Origin of the sequence: Paraburkholderia yinzeri, assembly GCF_046581065.1 — a bacterium.
In the GTDB taxonomy this organism is placed as follows: domain Bacteria; phylum Pseudomonadota; class Gammaproteobacteria; order Burkholderiales; family Burkholderiaceae; genus Paraburkholderia.
The window spans coordinates 1,649,242-1,665,871 of sequence record NZ_JBFOCJ010000001.1 but is presented as its reverse complement, the minus strand read 5'-3'; the positions used below and the strand labels follow the sequence as shown (position 1 = coordinate 1,665,871).

At 65.1% G+C, this 16,630-nt stretch carries 14 protein-coding genes; 7 read left to right on the top strand and 7 right to left on the bottom strand.

Translation table 11 applies throughout. From position 1 onward, the window contains the following. Positions 1-1,061: 1,061 nt before the first annotated feature. Positions 1,062-2,024, bottom strand: coding sequence for a 4-hydroxy-3-methylbut-2-enyl diphosphate reductase (ispH, locus tag WJ542_RS07965; protein WP_411190504.1), 963 nt, complete (start codon positions 2,022-2,024; stop codon positions 1,062-1,064). 4 nt (positions 2,025-2,028) lie between these two features. Further along, positions 2,029-2,484: an FKBP-type peptidyl-prolyl cis-trans isomerase gene (locus tag WJ542_RS07960; RefSeq protein ID WP_411188752.1), complete on the bottom strand. Its 456-nt coding sequence runs from the start codon at positions 2,482-2,484 to the stop codon at positions 2,029-2,031. Positions 2,485-2,798: 314 nt separating this feature from the next. Here WJ542_RS07960 and radC point away from each other — a divergent pair, with 314 nt between their 5' ends. The 4 genes from radC to nadB all read left to right on the top strand — a co-directional run bounded on the left by radC (position 2,799) and on the right by nadB (position 5,979). Next, a complete protein-coding gene (gene radC / locus WJ542_RS07955; protein ID WP_411190502.1) occupies positions 2,799-3,497 on the top strand; it encodes a RadC family protein in 699 nt (232 codons plus the stop codon). A 263-nt stretch (positions 3,498-3,760) separates the two neighbouring features. Further along, entirely contained in the window at positions 3,761-3,994 is a 234-nt protein-coding gene (gene rpmB / locus WJ542_RS07950) for a 50S ribosomal protein L28 (RefSeq protein WP_027794135.1), read from the top strand. 10 nt (positions 3,995-4,004) lie between these two features. Further along, positions 4,005-4,172 carry a 50S ribosomal protein L33 gene (gene rpmG, locus WJ542_RS07945; RefSeq protein WP_027794136.1) on the top strand — a complete coding sequence of 56 codons (168 nt, stop codon included), beginning with the start codon at positions 4,005-4,007 and terminating at the stop codon, positions 4,170-4,172. A 205-nt stretch (positions 4,173-4,377) separates the two neighbouring features. Continuing rightward, positions 4,378-5,979: an L-aspartate oxidase gene (gene nadB, locus WJ542_RS07940; RefSeq protein ID WP_411188751.1), complete on the top strand. Its 1,602-nt coding sequence runs from the start codon at positions 4,378-4,380 to the stop codon at positions 5,977-5,979. 104 nt (positions 5,980-6,083) lie between these two features. Here the strand turns inward: nadB and nadC are convergent, their stop codons facing one another. From nadC to purN, 5 genes are all read right to left on the bottom strand, one after another. Then, positions 6,084-6,983: a carboxylating nicotinate-nucleotide diphosphorylase gene (gene nadC / locus WJ542_RS07935; RefSeq protein WP_411188750.1), complete on the bottom strand. Its 900-nt coding sequence runs from the start codon at positions 6,981-6,983 to the stop codon at positions 6,084-6,086. After that, positions 6,984-8,114 (bottom strand): quinolinate synthase NadA, encoded by a 1,131-nt coding sequence (gene nadA / locus WJ542_RS07930; protein WP_411188749.1) that lies wholly within the window; start codon positions 8,112-8,114, stop codon positions 6,984-6,986. It lies immediately after the preceding gene. Positions 8,115-8,300: 186 nt separating this feature from the next. After that, a complete protein-coding gene (locus WJ542_RS07925) occupies positions 8,301-9,497 on the bottom strand; it encodes a DesA family fatty acid desaturase (RefSeq protein ID WP_411188747.1) in 1,197 nt (398 codons plus the stop codon). A 347-nt stretch (positions 9,498-9,844) separates the two neighbouring features. Beyond that, complete coding sequence (locus tag WJ542_RS07920) at positions 9,845-11,233, bottom strand: methyltransferase domain-containing protein (protein ID WP_411188746.1); 1,389 nt, start codon at positions 11,231-11,233, stop codon at positions 9,845-9,847. After that, positions 11,230-11,925: a phosphoribosylglycinamide formyltransferase gene (gene purN, locus WJ542_RS07915; protein ID WP_411188745.1), complete on the bottom strand. Its 696-nt coding sequence runs from the start codon at positions 11,923-11,925 to the stop codon at positions 11,230-11,232. The genes WJ542_RS07920 and purN overlap by 4 nt, the downstream gene beginning before the upstream one ends. A 157-nt stretch (positions 11,926-12,082) precedes the next feature. Between purN and WJ542_RS07910 the strand changes: the two genes are divergently transcribed. The 3 genes from WJ542_RS07910 to lspA all read left to right on the top strand — a co-directional run bounded on the left by WJ542_RS07910 (position 12,083) and on the right by lspA (position 16,576). After that, the gene (locus WJ542_RS07910; protein ID WP_411188744.1) at positions 12,083-13,078 is read left to right on the top strand and encodes a bifunctional riboflavin kinase/FAD synthetase; all 996 of its coding nucleotides are present in this window, start codon (positions 12,083-12,085) and stop codon (positions 13,076-13,078) included. 115 nt (positions 13,079-13,193) lie between these two features. Next, positions 13,194-16,043: an isoleucine--tRNA ligase gene (gene ileS, locus WJ542_RS07905; RefSeq protein ID WP_411188742.1), complete on the top strand. Its 2,850-nt coding sequence runs from the start codon at positions 13,194-13,196 to the stop codon at positions 16,041-16,043. Then, positions 16,043-16,576: a signal peptidase II gene (gene lspA, locus WJ542_RS07900; protein ID WP_411188741.1), complete on the top strand. Its 534-nt coding sequence runs from the start codon at positions 16,043-16,045 to the stop codon at positions 16,574-16,576. Before ileS ends, lspA begins: the two co-directional genes overlap by 1 nt. Positions 16,577-16,630: the final 54 nt, after the last annotated feature.

Genomic DNA, 16,630 nt, shown 5'->3' with positions numbered 1-16,630 from the left:
GACCGGTAACGGTTAGCCTCAGCCGGCTCGGATTGCCGCTGTGTTGCAGCGGCAGCTCACCGGATGCGGATGCAAAAACGGCACCGTCGGATGGTTCGGTGCCGTCGGGTTCAACTACCCGCCAGGATCGCGGCGACGCAATCGCGAGCGGCACGATGGCCGCCCATGCATGTGTCGTGCGTCATGACTCCCTCTTTCGGCCCGTTTCCGGTACCGGTGTATGAACGAGCAAGTTGCATGCCAGTTTCTGCAATCGATATGACGACGGGAATCACGGTCATTCCGGTCCGTTTCGCGGCTAACGCCCGAAAGGAACGCGGTCCGAAGCGCGACTCGCCGCTTTCGCCATCACGTCCGGAACGCCTAACAGCCCTTAGATGGTGCACAGTCGCCGTCGACGCCGCACACCTGCCCGTCCTGGCCCTGCCATCGAACCGCGCATCGCGCGGCGCAACCGCAGCCGCCTCGGACGCGGCATCAGCAAACTTGACTTGCATTAATAAGGTCTCCCGCGCCTTCCGGATTGCTCGCCTGAAGGGTGTCAAGCCTTCAGGACGCGCGCATTGTAACTCCAATTATGCGACGGGCAATATGCTGAGCCGGCAGGGTTTTCCTGCATTGCAACCACTTTTTGAGAGTAGGAGCGAAACGTGGTTGCACCTTGGTTGCGCCATTTTTTCGTGCATCAGTTGCACCAAATGTGCAGCGGCTTGCATCAACTGTTGCGAGAAGCTCCCGGAATGCCTTGCCAGGTGGGCCACTGGAAAAGAAGCCACTTCAATCAGGGTTATGCTCTGGACGCACCAGATTGATGCACGCGGAAGCCCAAGCGGACCGGCGTTCAAGTAAATTGGGGACGCGTTGAAGAATCCGGCGGCGAAATCCCACTGGGCAGGTCCGAAAGAACCTGGATGCAACCGGGTTTTCCGGGCCCTTCACATTAATGCGACCCCATTTAACACAACCCGGCGCCGGTTACTGGCCAACGATGCCGGCCAACAAAAAAGCGCGCCTGCGGCGCGCTTTCTTTCAGGGGAACCCAACCTCGAAGCGACTGCGCCTCAGGCTGGCTGACCCAGGCCCCGCGGCAACGGGAAAGCGATATTCTCCTCGATCCCCTCCAGCGCGCGCACGTTGCGTACGCCGAGCTCGTTGAGCCGGAGGATGATCTGCTGCGCGAGCGCCTCGGGCGCCGACGCACCGGCCGTCAGGCCAATGCGGCGCTTGCCGACGAGCCACGCCGGTTCGATCTGGTCGGGCGCATCCACCATATACGCTGGCACGCCGCGCTTTTCAGCAACTTCGCGCAGGCGGTTCGAATTCGAGCTGTTAGGACTGCCCACCACGATCACGAGGTCGCATTGCGGCGCCATGAACTTCACCGCGTCCTGCCGATTTTGCGTGGCGTAGCAGATGTCCTGCTTTTTCGGCTCGCGGATCGCCGGGAAACGGGCCTTGAGCGCCGTGATGATTTCGGCGGCGTCGTCGACGGAAAGCGTGGTCTGCGTGACGAACGCGACCCGCTCGGGGTCGCGCAACCGCAGCATCTCGACGTCGGCAATGTCCTCGACGAGGAACATGCCCGCGGCTGCCTGCCCCATCGTGCCCTCGACTTCCGGATGCCCCTTGTGGCCGATCATCACGATATCGAGCCCCTCGTCGCGCATCTTGGCAACCTCGACGTGCACCTTGGTGACGAGCGGACACGTGGCGTCATAGACGCGCAGGCCGCGCGCCTCGGCGTCGGCGCGCACCGCCTTCGACACGCCGTGCGCACTGAAGATCACCGTATTGCCGGACGGCACTTCGCTGAGTTGCTCGATGAAAATGGCGCCCTTCTTGCGCAGATCCTCGACCACATAGGCGTTGTGAACGATCTCGTGGCGCACGTAGATCGGCGCGCCGTGCAACTGGATCGCGCGCTCGACGATCTCGATGGCGCGGTCGACGCCTGCGCAAAAGCCGCGCGGCTGTGCAAGCAGGATTTCGCTTTCGGCAGTCAAGGACGTGTCCATGGAGCTGATGGGTTTAGAGAATTCCGATGATTTTCACTTCGAACGCAACCGCCTGGCCTGCGAGCGGGTGGTTGAAATCGAACAGCGCAGAGGTCTCGTTCACCTCCTTGAGCACGCCGGCATAGCGACCGCCGTCCGGCGCGTTGAACTCGATCAGGTCACCGGGCGTGAAGTCCTCGCCGATCATGCCGTTTTCGCGCAGCGTGGCGAGCGAGACGCGCTGGATGAGATCGGGATTGCGCTGGCCGAATGCGACGCCGGGCGCTAGCTGAAAGGTCGAGTGGTGGCCCACCTTCAAGCCCAGCAAAATGTCTTCCAGCGGCGGCGCGAGTTGCCCGGCGCCCAGCAGCAGCGTGGCGGGCCGGTCAACGAAGGTATTGACGATTTCGGTGCCATCGGCGAGCGAAAGCCGGTAGTGAAGTGTCACGTGGGAACCGGCTTTTACCTCGGAGATGTCGATGATGCTCATGCAGTACTCATTTTCGTCAGGACGCGCGCTCAGGCAAGAACAGGCGCGTGCGCGCCGCGAGGCGCCGGTCCGGCAGCGTTCCCGCAGCCGGAAAGCCTCTATTGTAAGCCACATATCCACAGCGGTTGGGCTTGCGCGTATGAAAGGCCACGGGCATGGCGCCCCTGGATCCCGGCGCGCCGCACCGTCTTTCGGAGGTCACGATGCTGGAAGCAGCTTGCGCGAAGCCGGCCTGGCGTAGCGCAGAAGTATTGCAAGGCGAAACCCCGTCGCAATCCGCAGCGAACGACGCTCGCTCGCGTGTGCAGCCAACCATGCCGGCTCTCGCCGAACCGGAGCCGGCGCCGCTCGCGCGCGAGCGCGACATGCCGCGCGAACGCCTGCGAGCAGCGGGCCCCGGCGCCCTGTCCGACGTCGAGCTGCTGGCCCTGCTGCTCGGGTCCGGCTTGCCTGGCCACGGCGTCTTCGAGGTCGCACGGTCGCTGATCGAGCGTTTCGGCACCCTGCGCGCGATGCTGGACGCGCAGCCCGAAGAGCTCGATGGCCTGCGCGGCATCGGCCCCGCGAAGGCGGCCAAGCTGCAGGCCGTGCTCGAGCTGGCGCGGCGCGCCCTCGCGGAACAACTGGACGATCGCCCGCTCGTCGATACGCCGGGCGCCGTGGAAGACTATCTGCGCCTCCTGATCGGCGGACGCTCTTACGAGGTCTTCGTCTGTCTGTACCTCGACGTGCGCCACCGGCTGATCCGCCCCCCTGAGGAAAGCTCGCGCGGCTCGCTCTCGCGCATGGTGGTGTATCCTCGGGAGATCGTCCGGCGCACCTTGATGCTCAACGCCGCGAGCCTGATCGTCGCGCACAATCATCCTTCGGGGGCCGTGCAGCCGAGCGCGAGCGACCGGCGCCTCACACGCGTGCTGCGCGAAACGCTCGCGCTCGTGGAGGTTCAGCTGATCGACCATCTGGTGGTGGGCGCGCACGACACTTATTCGTTCGCCCGCAATGGCTGGAATTGAGCCGCAGGTGAGTTACCAGTGAGTTGCCGGCTGCGCCACGAACTTTCGCAAATTGGGTTTGATTTTTCTGGCCTTTTTCTGCTAGAATTGCGGTTTGCCTATTTCCAACCCTGTTCCGAAGCCCATCGAGGCGTTCCAGGGGAAATATGGCCTGGGTTCGAGGTTGTCTCTCATCCATACGTGAGCGCGCTCCTATTCTGGCCATTTCTCGCCTGGGAAACTTAAGCGGCTCTCGAACTCAGAATTTCCGTAGGAGTGTACTCATGGCACGTGTATGCCAAGTCACTGGGAAAGCGCCGATGAGCGGCAACAACGTTTCCCACGCGAACAACAAGACCAAGCGTCGTTTTCTCCCGAATCTGCAAAACCGCCGTTTCTGGGTTGAAAGCGAAAACCGTTGGGTGCGTCTGCGCATCTCGAACGCAGGCCTGCGCCTGATCGACAAGAACGGCATCGACTCCGTGCTCGCAGACCTGCGCGCACGCGGCGAACTGTAAGGAGTAAATCATGGCCAAGGGCGTCCGCGACAAGATCAAGCTGGAGTCGACCGCAGGTACGGGTCACTTCTACACGACCACGAAGAACAAGCGCAACATGCCGGAAAAAATGTCGATCAAGAAGTTCGACCCGGTTGTTCGCAAGCACGTCGAGTACAAGGAAACCAAGATCAAGTAATTGATCGGGTTCCGAGCCTGACGAAGACAAGAAAAACCCCGCTCCTGCAGCGGGGTTTTTCTTTTTGCACCGTTCGCGGAACACCTTTTCCCACCTCCCCTGTCGTGCGGCTTTTCGTCCTGTTGCCGAAGGGAGTATGCTTCCCGCTTCATCGGCGCGCACCGCGTGCGCGCCTCAGTAGAACAAGAGACGGAGAAGCAGGACCATGAATTTCGATGTAGCGATCGTCGGCAGCGGACTGGCCGGACTGAGCGTCGCGCTGAATCTCGCCGACACGCGGCGCGTGGTGGTGATCGCCAAGCGCGAGATGACCGAAGGCGCCAGCGACCGCGCGCAAGGCGGTATCGCCGCGGTGCTCGATTCGGCGGACAGCGTGGAGAACCACGTGGACGATACCCTCGTCGCCGGCGGCGGACTATGCGACGAGGCCGCCACGCGCTTCATCGTCGAGCATGGCCGCGAGGCGATCGAGTGGCTCATCGCGCAGGACGTGCCGTTCACGAAAGATGCGGCTGCGGAGCTGGGTTTTCACCTCACCCGCGAAGGCGGCCACAGCCACCGCCGCATCATCCACGCCGCCGACGCCACGGGCCACGCGGTCGTGCAAACGCTGCTCGAGCGCGCGCGCCAGCATCCGAACATCACGATCCTCGAAGACCATCAGGCCATCGACGTCATCACGTCCGACCGCCTCGGCCTGCCGGGGCGTCGCTGTCACGGCCTCTACGCGCTCGATCTGAAGAACGACCGCACCGTGACGATCCAGGCGCCTCACACGGTCCTCGCGACAGGCGGTGCAGGCAAGGTCTATCTCTATACGACGAACCCCGACACGGCCACCGGCGACGGCATCGCCATGGCGTGGCGCGCGGGCTGCCGGGTCGCGAATATGGAATTCATCCAGTTCCACCCCACCTGCCTCTTCCATCCGCACGCCAAGTCGTTTCTGATTACCGAGGCCGTGCGCGGCGAAGGCGGCGTGCTGCGCCTGCCGGACGGCACGCGCTTCATGCCGGAGCACGACGCACGCGCCGAACTGGCGCCACGCGACATCGTCGCGCGCGCAATCGACTTCGAGATCAAGAAGCACGGCATCGACTGCGTGCATCTCGACATCAGCCACCAGCCCGCCGCTTTCCTCGAAGAGCACTTCCCCACGGTCCTTGCGCGTTGCCGCGAGTTCGGCATCGACATCACGAAGGAGCCCATTCCCGTCGTGCCGGCCGCGCACTACACCTGCGGCGGAGTCGTCACCGACCTCGCGGGCCGCACTGATCTCGCGGGCCTCTATGCGGTCGGGGAAACGTCCTATACGGGGCTGCACGGCGCCAACCGGCTCGCCAGCAATTCTTTGCTCGAATGTCTCGTGATCGGCCGCTCGGCCGCGGAAGCGATCGAAGCCGAAGGCTTTGCCGCCGCCGCACACGCACCGCTGCCCGACTGGGACGAGAGCCGCGTTTCGGACTCCGATGAAGAAGTCGTGGTCGCCCACAACTGGGATGAACTGCGCCGCCTGATGTGGAACTACGTCGGCATCGTGCGTACCGACAAGCGGCTTGCGCGCGCGCAGCATCGTCTCGCCCTGCTGCGCGACGAAATTCTCGAGTACTACGCGAATTTCCGCGTCACGCGCGATCTGCTCGAGTTGCGCAACCTCGTCGAAGTGGCGTCGCTGATCGTGGAAAGCGCACGCCAGCGGCGCGAGAGCCGCGGCTTGCACTACAGCCGCGACTGGCCGAATGCGCTGCCGAAGGCACTCCCCACCGTGCTTTCACCGGAACGCGTGCGCAATCGTACGGTGAGCTGAGCATCCAGGGCCCGCACGAAGCAGGCGGAAGCGGGCACCACAAAAACGAAGGGCCGCCTCGCCAGGAGCGGCCCTTTCTGCTTTCACGGTCTGTGTATGCGTGTTCAGACGATCCGCATCGAGTAGTCGGTCGCGCGTACGTCCTTCGTCAGCGCGCCGATCGAGATGCGATCGACGCCCGTTTCGGCAATCGTGCTCACCGTCTCGAAGTTGACGCCGCCCGAACCCTCCAGCACCGCGCGGCCGGCCGTGAGACGCACGGCGTCGCGCATCGCCGCGAACGAAAAATTGTCGAGCAGGATGGACTTCGCGCCGTGTGCGAGCGCCTCGTCGAGCTGCGCCAGAGTTTCCACTTCGACCTGGATCGGCACGCCCGCATTCAGGGCAAGCGCGGCGTCCATCGCAGCGCCCACGCCGCCCGCGGCCGCAATGTGGTTTTCCTTGATGAGGATGCCGTCGTAAAGCGCGAGCCGCTGGTTCGCCCCGCCGCCCACGCGCACCGCGTACTTCTGCGCGAGACGCAGGCCGGGCAGCGTCTTGCGCGTATCGACGATACGCGTCTTCGTGTGCGCGATCGCGTCCACGTAGCGGCGCGTTGCCGTCGCCACGCCGGAAAGCAGTTGCAGGAAATTCATCGCGTTGCGTTCGGCTGTGAGCAGCACGCGCGCAGGGCCTCGCAGCGAGCAGACCGTCGTATCGGCGCTCATGCGGTCCCCTTCGCGGTAGTGCCAGCGCACCTCGATACGCGGATCGACACTGCGCACCACGCCAACGAACCAAAGCACGCCGCACAACACCGCCTCCTCGCGCACGATGATGCGGGCGTCGCGCATCTCGTCGGCGGGGACCAGCCGGCCCGTCTGATCGCCCGCGCCCACGTCTTCCGCGAGCGCATCGGCCACGTTGCGCTCGATCGCCGCGTCGAACGCCGCACCGTACTGCGCACGCACTTCGGCGAGGACCGGCGACGCTGCGTCGAGACCCATCAGTTCCATCGCCCCCATTTACGCCGCTCCCACGTTCGCGAACAGCGCGCCGTCGCGCGCGAGATCGCCGCTCGCCTGCACGCGGCGCTTGTGTTCGGCCGCGAAGGCCAGCATGCGGTCGATCGGCAGCCGGGCACGCTCGCCCAGTGCGGCATCGACGAAGATCTCGTTATGGCCGCGCTCAAGCACGTCGGCCAGATTCTCGAGGCCGTTCATGGCCATCCACGGGCAGTGTGCGCAGCTCTTGCAGGTCGCGCTATTGCCCGCCGTGGGCGCTTCGATGAACGTCTTGCCGGGAGCGGCGAGACGCATCTTGTGCAGGATACCGAGGTCGGTCGCGACGATGAAACGCGTGGCATCGAGCTTGACGGCCGCATCGATGAGCTGCGTGGTCGAGCCGACCACATCGGCCTGCGCGACGACGCCTTCGGGCGATTCGGGATGCACGAGCACTTTCGCATCGGGATATTCGGCGCGCAGCAGATCGAGCTCGATGCCCTTGAACTCGTCGTGCACGAGGCAGGAGCCCTGCCACAGCAGCATGTCGGCGCCGGTCTTCTTCTGGATGTAGCCGCCCAGGTGCCGATCCGGCGCCCAGATGATCTTCTGGCCCTGCGCATGCAGATGCGCGACGATCTCGAGCCCGATCGACGACGTGACCATCCAGTCCGCGCGCGCCTTCACGGCGGCGCTCGTGTTCGCGTACACGACCACGGTGCGGTCCGGATGCTGATCGCAGAACGCGGAGAATTCGTCCACCGGGCAGCCCAGATCGAGCGAGCAGGTCGCATCGAGGTCCGGCATCAGGATGCGCTTGTCCGGACTCAGAATCTTCGCGGTCTCGCCCATGAAGCGCACGCCCGCGACAACCAGCGTCCGAGCCTCATGATCGCGGCCGAAGCGCGCCATCTCGAGCGAATCGGCAACGCAGCCGCCGGTTTCGTCCGCCAGCTCCTGCAGTTCGGGATCGACATAGTAGTGCGCGACAAGCACTGCCTTCTCGCGCTTGAGAAGCGCACGGATGCGCTCCTTCAATGCCACACGCTGCGCCGCGGAAGGGGCATCGGGCACGCGTGCCCACGCCTGTCCAACGCTGCAGACGGCGCCCTGCGGCCGGTCGTATTCGACCTTCATGATCGCCTGACTCATGATCTCCTCTGTCGGCCAGTCCTGATGCAATGCACTTACCCTGGCCCATACAAGCAGGTTGCTGCCCTGCCGACGGCTGCGGAAAAAGCCCTGCAAGCGGCGCAGGTTTTCGCGGCCCCAAAAAGAAAAACCCCGCCAACGCGGGGTTTTGTGACGTACCTGAATTCTAATGGATTTTTTTACGTCTCATGCATAGCGGCGAAGACGCGAGGCGAATTCCTGGAGCGCCTTGATGCCGCTTTGTTCGGCACGGTGACACCAATCCTGCAACTGCGTCAGCAGTTGTTCGCGCGAGGCGCTGGAGCGCTCCCAGATCGCCGCGAGTTCGTTGCGCAATTCGATGTAGGTGCGCAGCTTCTGGCTGTTCGCGAAGATTTGCGGCAGTTGGCGCTTCTGCGGTTCGTCGAGGCTCGCCTCTTCCTTGTCGAACCACTTGCGCGCGCCGCGCATCAACAGGTATTTCTCGCGGGCGCCCACTTCCTTGAGGTGCGCGAGCTCCTGGCGATACGCCTGCTTCACGGCCTTCGCATAGCGCGCCATCACTTCATAGCGGTTCGACAGCACGGCCTGCAGCGTTTCCTGATCGGGCACCAGCTTGGCCGTGATGAGGCGCGGCGTGGGCGCGACCTTCTTGACCTTCGCAAGGCCGACCATCGACATCAGGCGGATGTACATCCAGCCGATGTCGAACTCGTACCACTTGTTCGACAGCTTCGCGGAAGTCGCGAAGGTGTGATGGTTGTTATGCAGTTCCTCGCCGCCGATGAGGATGCCCCAAGGGAGCAGGTTCGTGCTGGCGTCCGCCGAATTGAAATTGCGATAGCCCCAGAAGTGGCCGAGACCGTTGACGACGCCAGCCGCCCAGAACGGAATCCACGCCATCTGCACGGCCCAGACGGTCAGGCCGACCGCGCCGAACAGCGCCACGTCGATCACCATCATGAGGCTCACGCCGAGAATGGGGTAGCGCGTGTAGACGTTGCGCTCCATCCAGTCGTTGGGCGTGCCGTGGCTGAAGCGGCGCAGCGTCTCTTCGTTCTTCGCTTCCGTGCGATACAGTTCCGCGCCTTCGAGCAGCACCTTCCAGATGCCGCGCGTTTGCGGGCTGTGCGGATCTTCTTCGGTCTCGCACTTCGCATGGTGCTTGCGATGGATCGCGGCCCACTGGCCGGTGAGCATGCCGGTGGTCATCCAGAGCCAGAAACGGAAGAAGTGGCTCGCGACGGGGTGCAGGTCGAGCGCCCGGTGCGCCTGGCAGCGGTGCAGATACACCGTGACGCCGACGATCGTGATGTGCGTAGCGACTGCCACGGACAACAGGATCTGCCACCACGAGAAGCGCAGCAGCCCGTGAGCGAGGAAATCTAACAGGGAGTTCAACAAGGTCTATACCCGTGTAACGAGCGACTCCGGCCTTACAAGGCCGCCTGAGTCAGGAAAGTGAAAGCACAGCAAAGTGGTTGGACGGCATTCTACTAGAACCGTTCCAAGTGTTTGTAACAAATGAAGATTTTTTTCCTTTTCGGGGGTTCCCGTCAATGCCTGAAAGCGCCCCGGAGGCGCTTTGCCGCACCTTTCAACCCATCTTCGCTCAATGTGCTCGCAATCGGCGCGAACCGGCACACGCGTGAGCCGGGCCTTTGCCGGGCTCACGCGCCTCGCGCTGCTGCCTCGCTACTTATGGACCGCCCGGCAACGAACCGGAAACCGGGGACGGACCGCCTGCGGAATTATTCGAGCGCCGCGTCCGGTTCCGCCGCTGTCTCGCTCGCCTTCGCGATGGCGTCCACGGCCTCCTGCTGCGCCGCCGACTCTTCCGGCGTGGTAGCCGCCTTGGCCTGCCCGGCCTTTGGCCTCGCCTCCCCGCGCCGCTCCAGCACGGCGGCAAAGAAGCCGTCGGTGGCGTGGCGATGGGGCCAGAGCGAGAGATAGTCGCCGGTGTCGAGACCCACGCGCTGCTCCGCCAGCACGTCGCGCGCGCTCACCAGCTCGAACTCCGGATGCGCTTCGAGGAACTGCTTCACGACCGCCTCGTTCTCGGCTTCGAGGATGCTGCAGGTCGCGTAGACGAGCCGGCCGCCGCGCTTGAGCAAACGCGCTGCACTGGTGAGGATCGACAACTGCTTGGGTGCGAGCTCGGCCAGCGACTCCGGCGTCTGGCGCCACTTGAGATCGGGATTGCGGCGCAGCGTGCCGAGGCCCGAGCACGGCGCGTCCACCAGCACGCGGTCGATCTTGCCGACGAGCCGCTTGATCTTCGCGTCGTGCTCGCTGTCGATCAGCACCGGATTGACGTTCGAGAGCCCGCTACGCGCAAGGCGCGGCTTGAGCTTGGCGAGCCGGCGGTCGGACACGTCGAACGCATAGAGGCGGCCCGACGAGCGCATCGCCGCGCCGAGCGCGAGCGTCTTGCCGCCGGCACCCGCGCAGAAATCAACGATCATCTCGCCACGGCGCGGCGCCACCAGCGAGCAGAGCAGTTGGCTGCCCTCGTCCTGCACTTCGAACCAGCCGTTCTTGAACGCGTCGAGCTTCGCGAGCGCCGGCTTGCCGACCACACGCACGCCGAAGGGTGCAAACGGCGTCTCGCCAGCTTCGATGCCGGCTTCGGCCAGCGCGCGCAGCAGTTCGTCGCGGCTCGCCTTGATCGGGTTCGCGCGAAGGTCCAGCGGCGCCGGATAATTCAGCGCCGCGGCCAGTTGCGCAAGCTCAGCGGGCTCGAAGCGCGGTTCGAGCCCGCGCACGATCCACTCCGGCAGGTTCAGTTGCACGCGCTGCGGCAGGCTCGCCGGGTCGACCTTCGAGACGTGCTCGAGCCAGCTCGCCTCGGCGTCGGAGACGAACGGCCGGACGGCCGAGCGGCCCGCCGTCGCCATCAGGCCGAGCAAGGCGAGACGCCGCGTCGGGCCGCCCGTGCCGCTCTCGGCCAGATGCGCGAACTCCATGCGGCGGCGCAGGACCGCGAAGACCGCTTCGGCAATCACGCCGCGCTCGCCGTGGCCGAGCTTCGGATGCTCGCGGAAGAAGCGGCTCGTTACCGCGTCGGCGGGGCCCGTGAACTTGAGGACGTCGGCCAGCAGCGTCTCGGTTTGTCCGATCAGGAATCCATGCAGTCTCATGCGCCCTCCCCGGCGGCTCGTGCGTTCGCGCTTGTGTCGTCGCTGGTATCGTTGCGGGTGTCGTCAAGGAAGAGCCACTGCGGCTCGGGCGGTGTAAGCGTCGCCTTGCCGCCGTCGAGCGCAAGGCGCCCTTCGACGAACCAGCGCACCGCGCGCGGATAAATCACATGCTCGGTCCCGAGCACGCGCGCGGCCAGCGCCGCGGCGTCGTCGCCCGCGCGCACCGGCACCGCCGCCTGCGCGACGATCGGACCATGATCGAGCTTCGGGGTGACAAAATGCACCGTGGCGCCATGCACGCGGCAGCCGGCGTCGAGCGCCTGCTGATGTGTTTTCAGGCCCGGAAAGCTCGGCAGCAGCGAAGGATGAACATTGAGCATCCGACCCGCATAATGATCGACGAAGCCGTCCGTCAGCACGCGCATGAAGCCCGCGAGGATGACGAGATCCGGCCGATAGCCGTCGACGACCTGGGCCAGCGCCGCATCGAAGGCGGCGCGATCGGAAAACTGGCGGTGGTCGACCACCGCCGTGGCAATGCCGTGCGATGCCGCGAACGCAAGGCCCGCGGCGTCGGGACGGTTGGCAATCACGGCGGCGATCTTCGCCGGCCAGGCTTCGTGCACGCACGCGCGCACGATGGCTTCCATGTTGCTGCCCCGCCCCGAGATCAGGATAACGAGATTTTTCATCCGCGGATTTTATCATCGAGGTCGAGCGCCGCCCCTCCGGCGGCGGCGATCCCGCGCCCGAGCGTTTATAATCTTCTGTTTCGTCGCGGACCTCGCGCCGCGATGCCTGGCGTCACATCAGGTCACACTAGCCCCATAACCGGTCCGATCCGCTATCGTGAGAGTCTTCCGCGGTCTTCCCAACGCCGAAAGCCGGGCGCCTTGCGCGCTCACCATCGGCAACTTCGACGGTGTCCACCGCGGGCATCAGGCGTTGCTCGCGCGCGTGCGCGCGGCGGCCGACGCGCGCGGCCTCCCCGTCTGCGTGATGACCTTCGAACCGCACCCGCGCGAATTCTTCAACCCGGCAGGCGCGCCGCCGCGCATCGCGATGCTGCGCGACAAGCTGGAGGCGCTGCGCGATAACGGCGTGGACCGCGTGGTCGTCGAGCACTTCAACCACACGTTCGCGAGCCAGTCGCCCGATACGTTCGTCGAGCGCATCATCGTCGGCGGGCTGCACGCGCGCTGGATGATGATCGGCGACGACTTCCGCTACGGCGCGAAGCGCGCGGGCGACTTCGATTCGCTGAAGGCGGCCGGCGAGCAGTACGGCTTCGAAGTCGAGCAGATGGCAACCGTGGCCGACCCGTCGGGCGCGCGCATTTCGAGTTCCGGCGTGCGCACTTCGCTGATCGCCGGCGACCTCGATTCGGCGCGCGCCGCGCTCGGCCGCGGCTACGCGATCAGCGGCCACGTCGTGCACGGGCAAAAACTTGGCCGCGACCTCGGTTTCCCGACGCTGAACCTGCCGATCGGCCACAAGCGGCCGGCGGCCAAAGGCATCTTCGTCGTGCAGGTGCACGGCATTGCCGATCATCCGCTGCCGGCCGTGGCGAGCCTCGGCCTGCGCCCGACCGTGGACGACTCGGGCCGCGTTCTGCTCGAAGTGCATTTGCTCGACTGGCACGGCGACGCCTACGGCAAGCTCGTGCGCGTCGAGTTCCTGAAGAAGCTGCGCGACGAGGAAAAGTTCGAAGACCTCCAAACGCTTACCGCTGCGATCGCGCGCGACGTGGTCAACGCACGCGCCTGGTTCGCCGCCGCCGGCGCCGACGCGGCCGGCACCCGTTCCACCGGTTTCTCCACCTCGGCCACCGACCGAATTAGGTGATCCGCGGCCCCTGTGCCGCCTCGCGTTCCACGCGAGCGGCACACGAGGCGACGGTTGCGCGGCAAGTCCGCTCTCCCCGACGCCGTGCATCCCCAGAATTCACCGTGATTTCACCATGAGCGACAAGAAAGCATCCTCCGGCAAGCCGCAGAAGTCCGAATCGAAATATCCCGTCAACCTGCTGGACACCCCGTTCCCGATGCGCGGCGACCTGCCGAAGCGCGAGCCGCAATGGGTCAAGGAATGGGACGAAGGCAAGCTCTACGAAAAGATCCGCGCCGCCTCGAAGGGCCGCAAAAAGTTCATCCTGCACGACGGGCCGCCGTATGCGAACGGCGACATCCACCTCGGCCACGCGGTGAACAAGATCTTGAAGGACATGATCGTCAAGGCGCGCAATCTCGCGGGCTACGACGCCGTCTACGTGCCGGGCTGGGACTGCCACGGCATGCCGATCGAGATCCAGATCGAAAAGCAGTTCGGCAAGTCGCTGCCGGCCCAGGAAGTCATGAAGAAGGCGCGCGAGTACGCCGCCGGCCAGATCGAAACGCAGAAAAAGGGCTTCAAGCGCCTCGGCGTGCTGGGCGACTGGAACAACCCGTACAAGACCATGAACTTCGCGAACGAGGCCGGCGAAATCCGCGCACTCGCGAAGATCATGGAGAAGGGCTACGTGTTCCGCGGCCTGAAGCCGGTGAACTGGTGCTTCGACTGCGGCTCGGCGCTCGCCGAAGCGGAAGTCGAGTACAAGGACAAGACCGACCCGACCATCGACGTGCTGTTCACGTTCGCGCAACCCGCGGAAACGGCCGCCGCGTTCGGCCTCGCCGCGCTGCCGCGCGAGGAAGGCGGCATCGTGATCTGGACCACCACGCCGTGGACGATCCCCGCCAACCAGGCGCTGAACGTCCATCCGGAAGTGGTCTACGCGCTCGTCGATACGCCGCGCGGCCTGCTGATCTTCGCCGAGGAACGCGTCGAAGCCTGCCTGAAGGACTTCGGACTCGAAGGCCGCGTGATCGCCACGGCGCCCGGCGAAAAGCTCGCGAACCTGCGCTTTCATCATCCGCTTGCGTCGGCTCATCCGGGCTACAAGCGCACCTCGCCGATCTACCTGGGCGACTACGTCACCACCGACACCGGCACGGGTATCGTCCACTCCTCGCCCGCCTACGGCGTGGAAGACTTCGTCTCGTGCAAGGCGCACGGCATGGCCGACTCGGACATCATCAGCCCGGTGATGGGCGATGGCCGCTATATCGAATCGCTGCCGCTCTTCGGCGGGCTCTCGATCTGGGCCGCGAACCCGAAGATCGTCGAAGCGCTCGACGCCGCCGGCACGCTCCTGCGCAGCGAAAAGTACCTGCACAGCTACATGCACTGCTGGCGCCACAAGACGCCCATCATCTACCGCGCCACCTCGCAATGGTTCGCGGGCATGGACGTCAAGCCCGCGGACGGCGGCAAGACCCTGCGCGAAACGGCGCTGGAAGGCATCGAAGCGACGGCCTTCTATCCGTCCTGGGGCAAACAACGCCTCTACGCGATGATCGCCAACCGTCCGGACTGGACGCTTTCGCGCCAGCGCCAATGGGGCGTGCCGATGGCGTTCTTCGTGCACAAGGAAACGGGCGAGCTGCATCCGCGCACGCTCGAATTGCTGGAGGAAGTCGCGAAGCGCGTGGAGAAGGAAGGCATCGAGGCATGGCAGACGCTCGATGCGCGCGAGCTGATCGGCGACGACGCGAATCTGTACGAGAAGAACCGCGACACGCTCGACGTGTGGTTCGACTCGGGCACGACGCACTGGCACGTGCTGCGCGGCTCGCACAAGGACGAGCTGCAATTTCCGGCCGACCTCTATCTGGAAGGCTCGGACCAGCACCGCGGCTGGTTCCACTCCTCGCTGCTCACGGCTTCGATGCTCGACGGCCGCCCGCCGTACGACGCCCTCCTCACGCACGGCTTCACCGTGGACGGCGAAGGCCGCAAGATGTCGAAGTCGCTCGGCAACGGCGTCGATCCGCATGAAGTGGCGAATCGCCTCGGCGCGGAAATCATCCGCCTGTGGATCGCCTCGACCGACTACTCGGGCGAACTCGCGATCTCGGAAGAAATCCTCAAGCGCGTGACGGAAAGCTATCGCCGTATCCGCAACACGCTGCGCTTTTTGCTCTCGAACCTCTCCGACTTCGAGTTCGACAAGCACGCGCTGCCCGCGGACCAGTGGCTCGAAATCGACCGCTATGCCGTGGCGCTCACGCACACGCTGCAGAACGACGTGCTCGCGCATTACGACCGCTACGAGTTCCACCCGGTCGTCGCCAAGCTGCAGACGTTCTGCTCGGAAGACCTGGGCGGCTTCTATCTCGACGTGCTGAAGGACCGCCTCTACACGAGTGCGCCCGACTCGGCGGCCCGCCGCGTCGCGCAGACCGCGCTCTATCACATCACGCACAGCCTGCTGCGCATCCTCGCGCCGTTCCTCTCGTTCACGGCCGAAGAAGCGTGGAAGGTGTTCCAGCCGAAGAGCGAAACCATTTTTGTCGAGACGTTCCACGCCTTCCCGGACATCGCGCAGGCCGAAGCACTGATCGCGAAGTGGACACTCCTGCGCGACGTGCGCGGCAACGTGACGAAGGCGCTGGAAGAGGCCCGCGTGGCGAACCAGATCGGCTCGTCCTTGCAGGCCGAAGTGCGCATCCTCGCGAGCGGCGCGCGTTACGACGCCCTCGCCTCGCTCGGCGACGACCTGAAGTTCGTGCTGATCACCTCGGCGGCGGAAGTCGTCAAGGTGGACAGCGAGGCGGACGAAGCCGTCGAGGTCATCACGTCGAAGTACCTCAAGTGCGAGCGTTGCTGGCACTACCGTGAGGACGTGGGCGCGAATGCGGAGCATCCGGGCCTGTGCGGCCGGTGCGTTGCGAACCTGTTCGGAAACGGCGAAACGCGGAGCGCGGCATAATGGCAAAAACCCTGCCGAAACAATCCCGTAGCGGCGGAGCCGGTAGCAGCGGCGGCACCGGCGGCACGCTCGCCCCGTGGCTCGGCGTCGCGGTGATCGTGATCCTCGCCGACCAGCTCACGAAGATCGCCATGGCCAAGGTGTTCAGCTACGGCGAAGGGCGCGCGATCACGTCGTTCTTCAACCTCGTGCTCGTCTACAACAAGGGCGCGGCGTTCAGCTTCCTCGCCACGGCAGGCGGCTGGCAGCGCTGGGGGTTCACGGCGCTCGGCGTGGTCGCCGCGCTCGTGATCTGCTACCTGCTCAAGCGCCACGCCACGCAGCACCTGTTCTGCACCGCGCTTGCGCTGATACTGGGCGGCGCGCTCGGCAACGTGCTGGACCGGCTGATGTATGGCCACGTGATCGACTTCCTCGACTTCCACGTGGGTAGCTGGCACTGGCCGGCGTTCAACGTCGCGGACAGCGCGATCTGCGTGGGCGCCGCGCTGCTGGTGTTCGACGAACTGCGCCGCGTGCGCGGTGCGCGCTGAACGTTTGACAGTGGCGGCGCGAGCCGCCGCCCGACTGCTCTGCATGGGACAGGA

Excerpts from the sequence above, each read along its gene's own strand:
- WJ542_RS07960 (WP_411188752.1), bottom strand. The coding sequence starts at position 2,484 with ATGAGCATCATCGACATCTCCGAGGTAAAAGCCGGTTCCCACGTGACA.
- radC (WP_411190502.1), top strand. The coding sequence starts at position 2,799 with ATGCCGGCTCTCGCCGAACCGGAGCCGGCGCCGCTCGCGCGCGAGCGC.
- rpmB (WP_027794135.1), top strand. The coding sequence starts at position 3,761 with ATGGCACGTGTATGCCAAGTCACTGGGAAAGCGCCGATGAGCGGCAAC.
- rpmG (WP_027794136.1), top strand. The coding sequence starts at position 4,005 with ATGGCCAAGGGCGTCCGCGACAAGATCAAGCTGGAGTCGACCGCAGGT.
- nadB (WP_411188751.1), top strand. The coding sequence starts at position 4,378 with ATGAATTTCGATGTAGCGATCGTCGGCAGCGGACTGGCCGGACTGAGC.
- nadC (WP_411188750.1), bottom strand. The coding sequence starts at position 6,983 with ATGGGGGCGATGGAACTGATGGGTCTCGACGCAGCGTCGCCGGTCCTC.
- nadA (WP_411188749.1), bottom strand. The coding sequence starts at position 8,114 with ATGAGTCAGGCGATCATGAAGGTCGAATACGACCGGCCGCAGGGCGCC.
- WJ542_RS07920 (WP_411188746.1), bottom strand. The coding sequence starts at position 11,233 with ATGAGACTGCATGGATTCCTGATCGGACAAACCGAGACGCTGCTGGCC.
- purN (WP_411188745.1), bottom strand. The coding sequence starts at position 11,925 with ATGAAAAATCTCGTTATCCTGATCTCGGGGCGGGGCAGCAACATGGAA.
- ileS (WP_411188742.1), top strand. The coding sequence starts at position 13,194 with ATGAGCGACAAGAAAGCATCCTCCGGCAAGCCGCAGAAGTCCGAATCG.
- lspA (WP_411188741.1), top strand. The coding sequence starts at position 16,043 with ATGGCAAAAACCCTGCCGAAACAATCCCGTAGCGGCGGAGCCGGTAGC.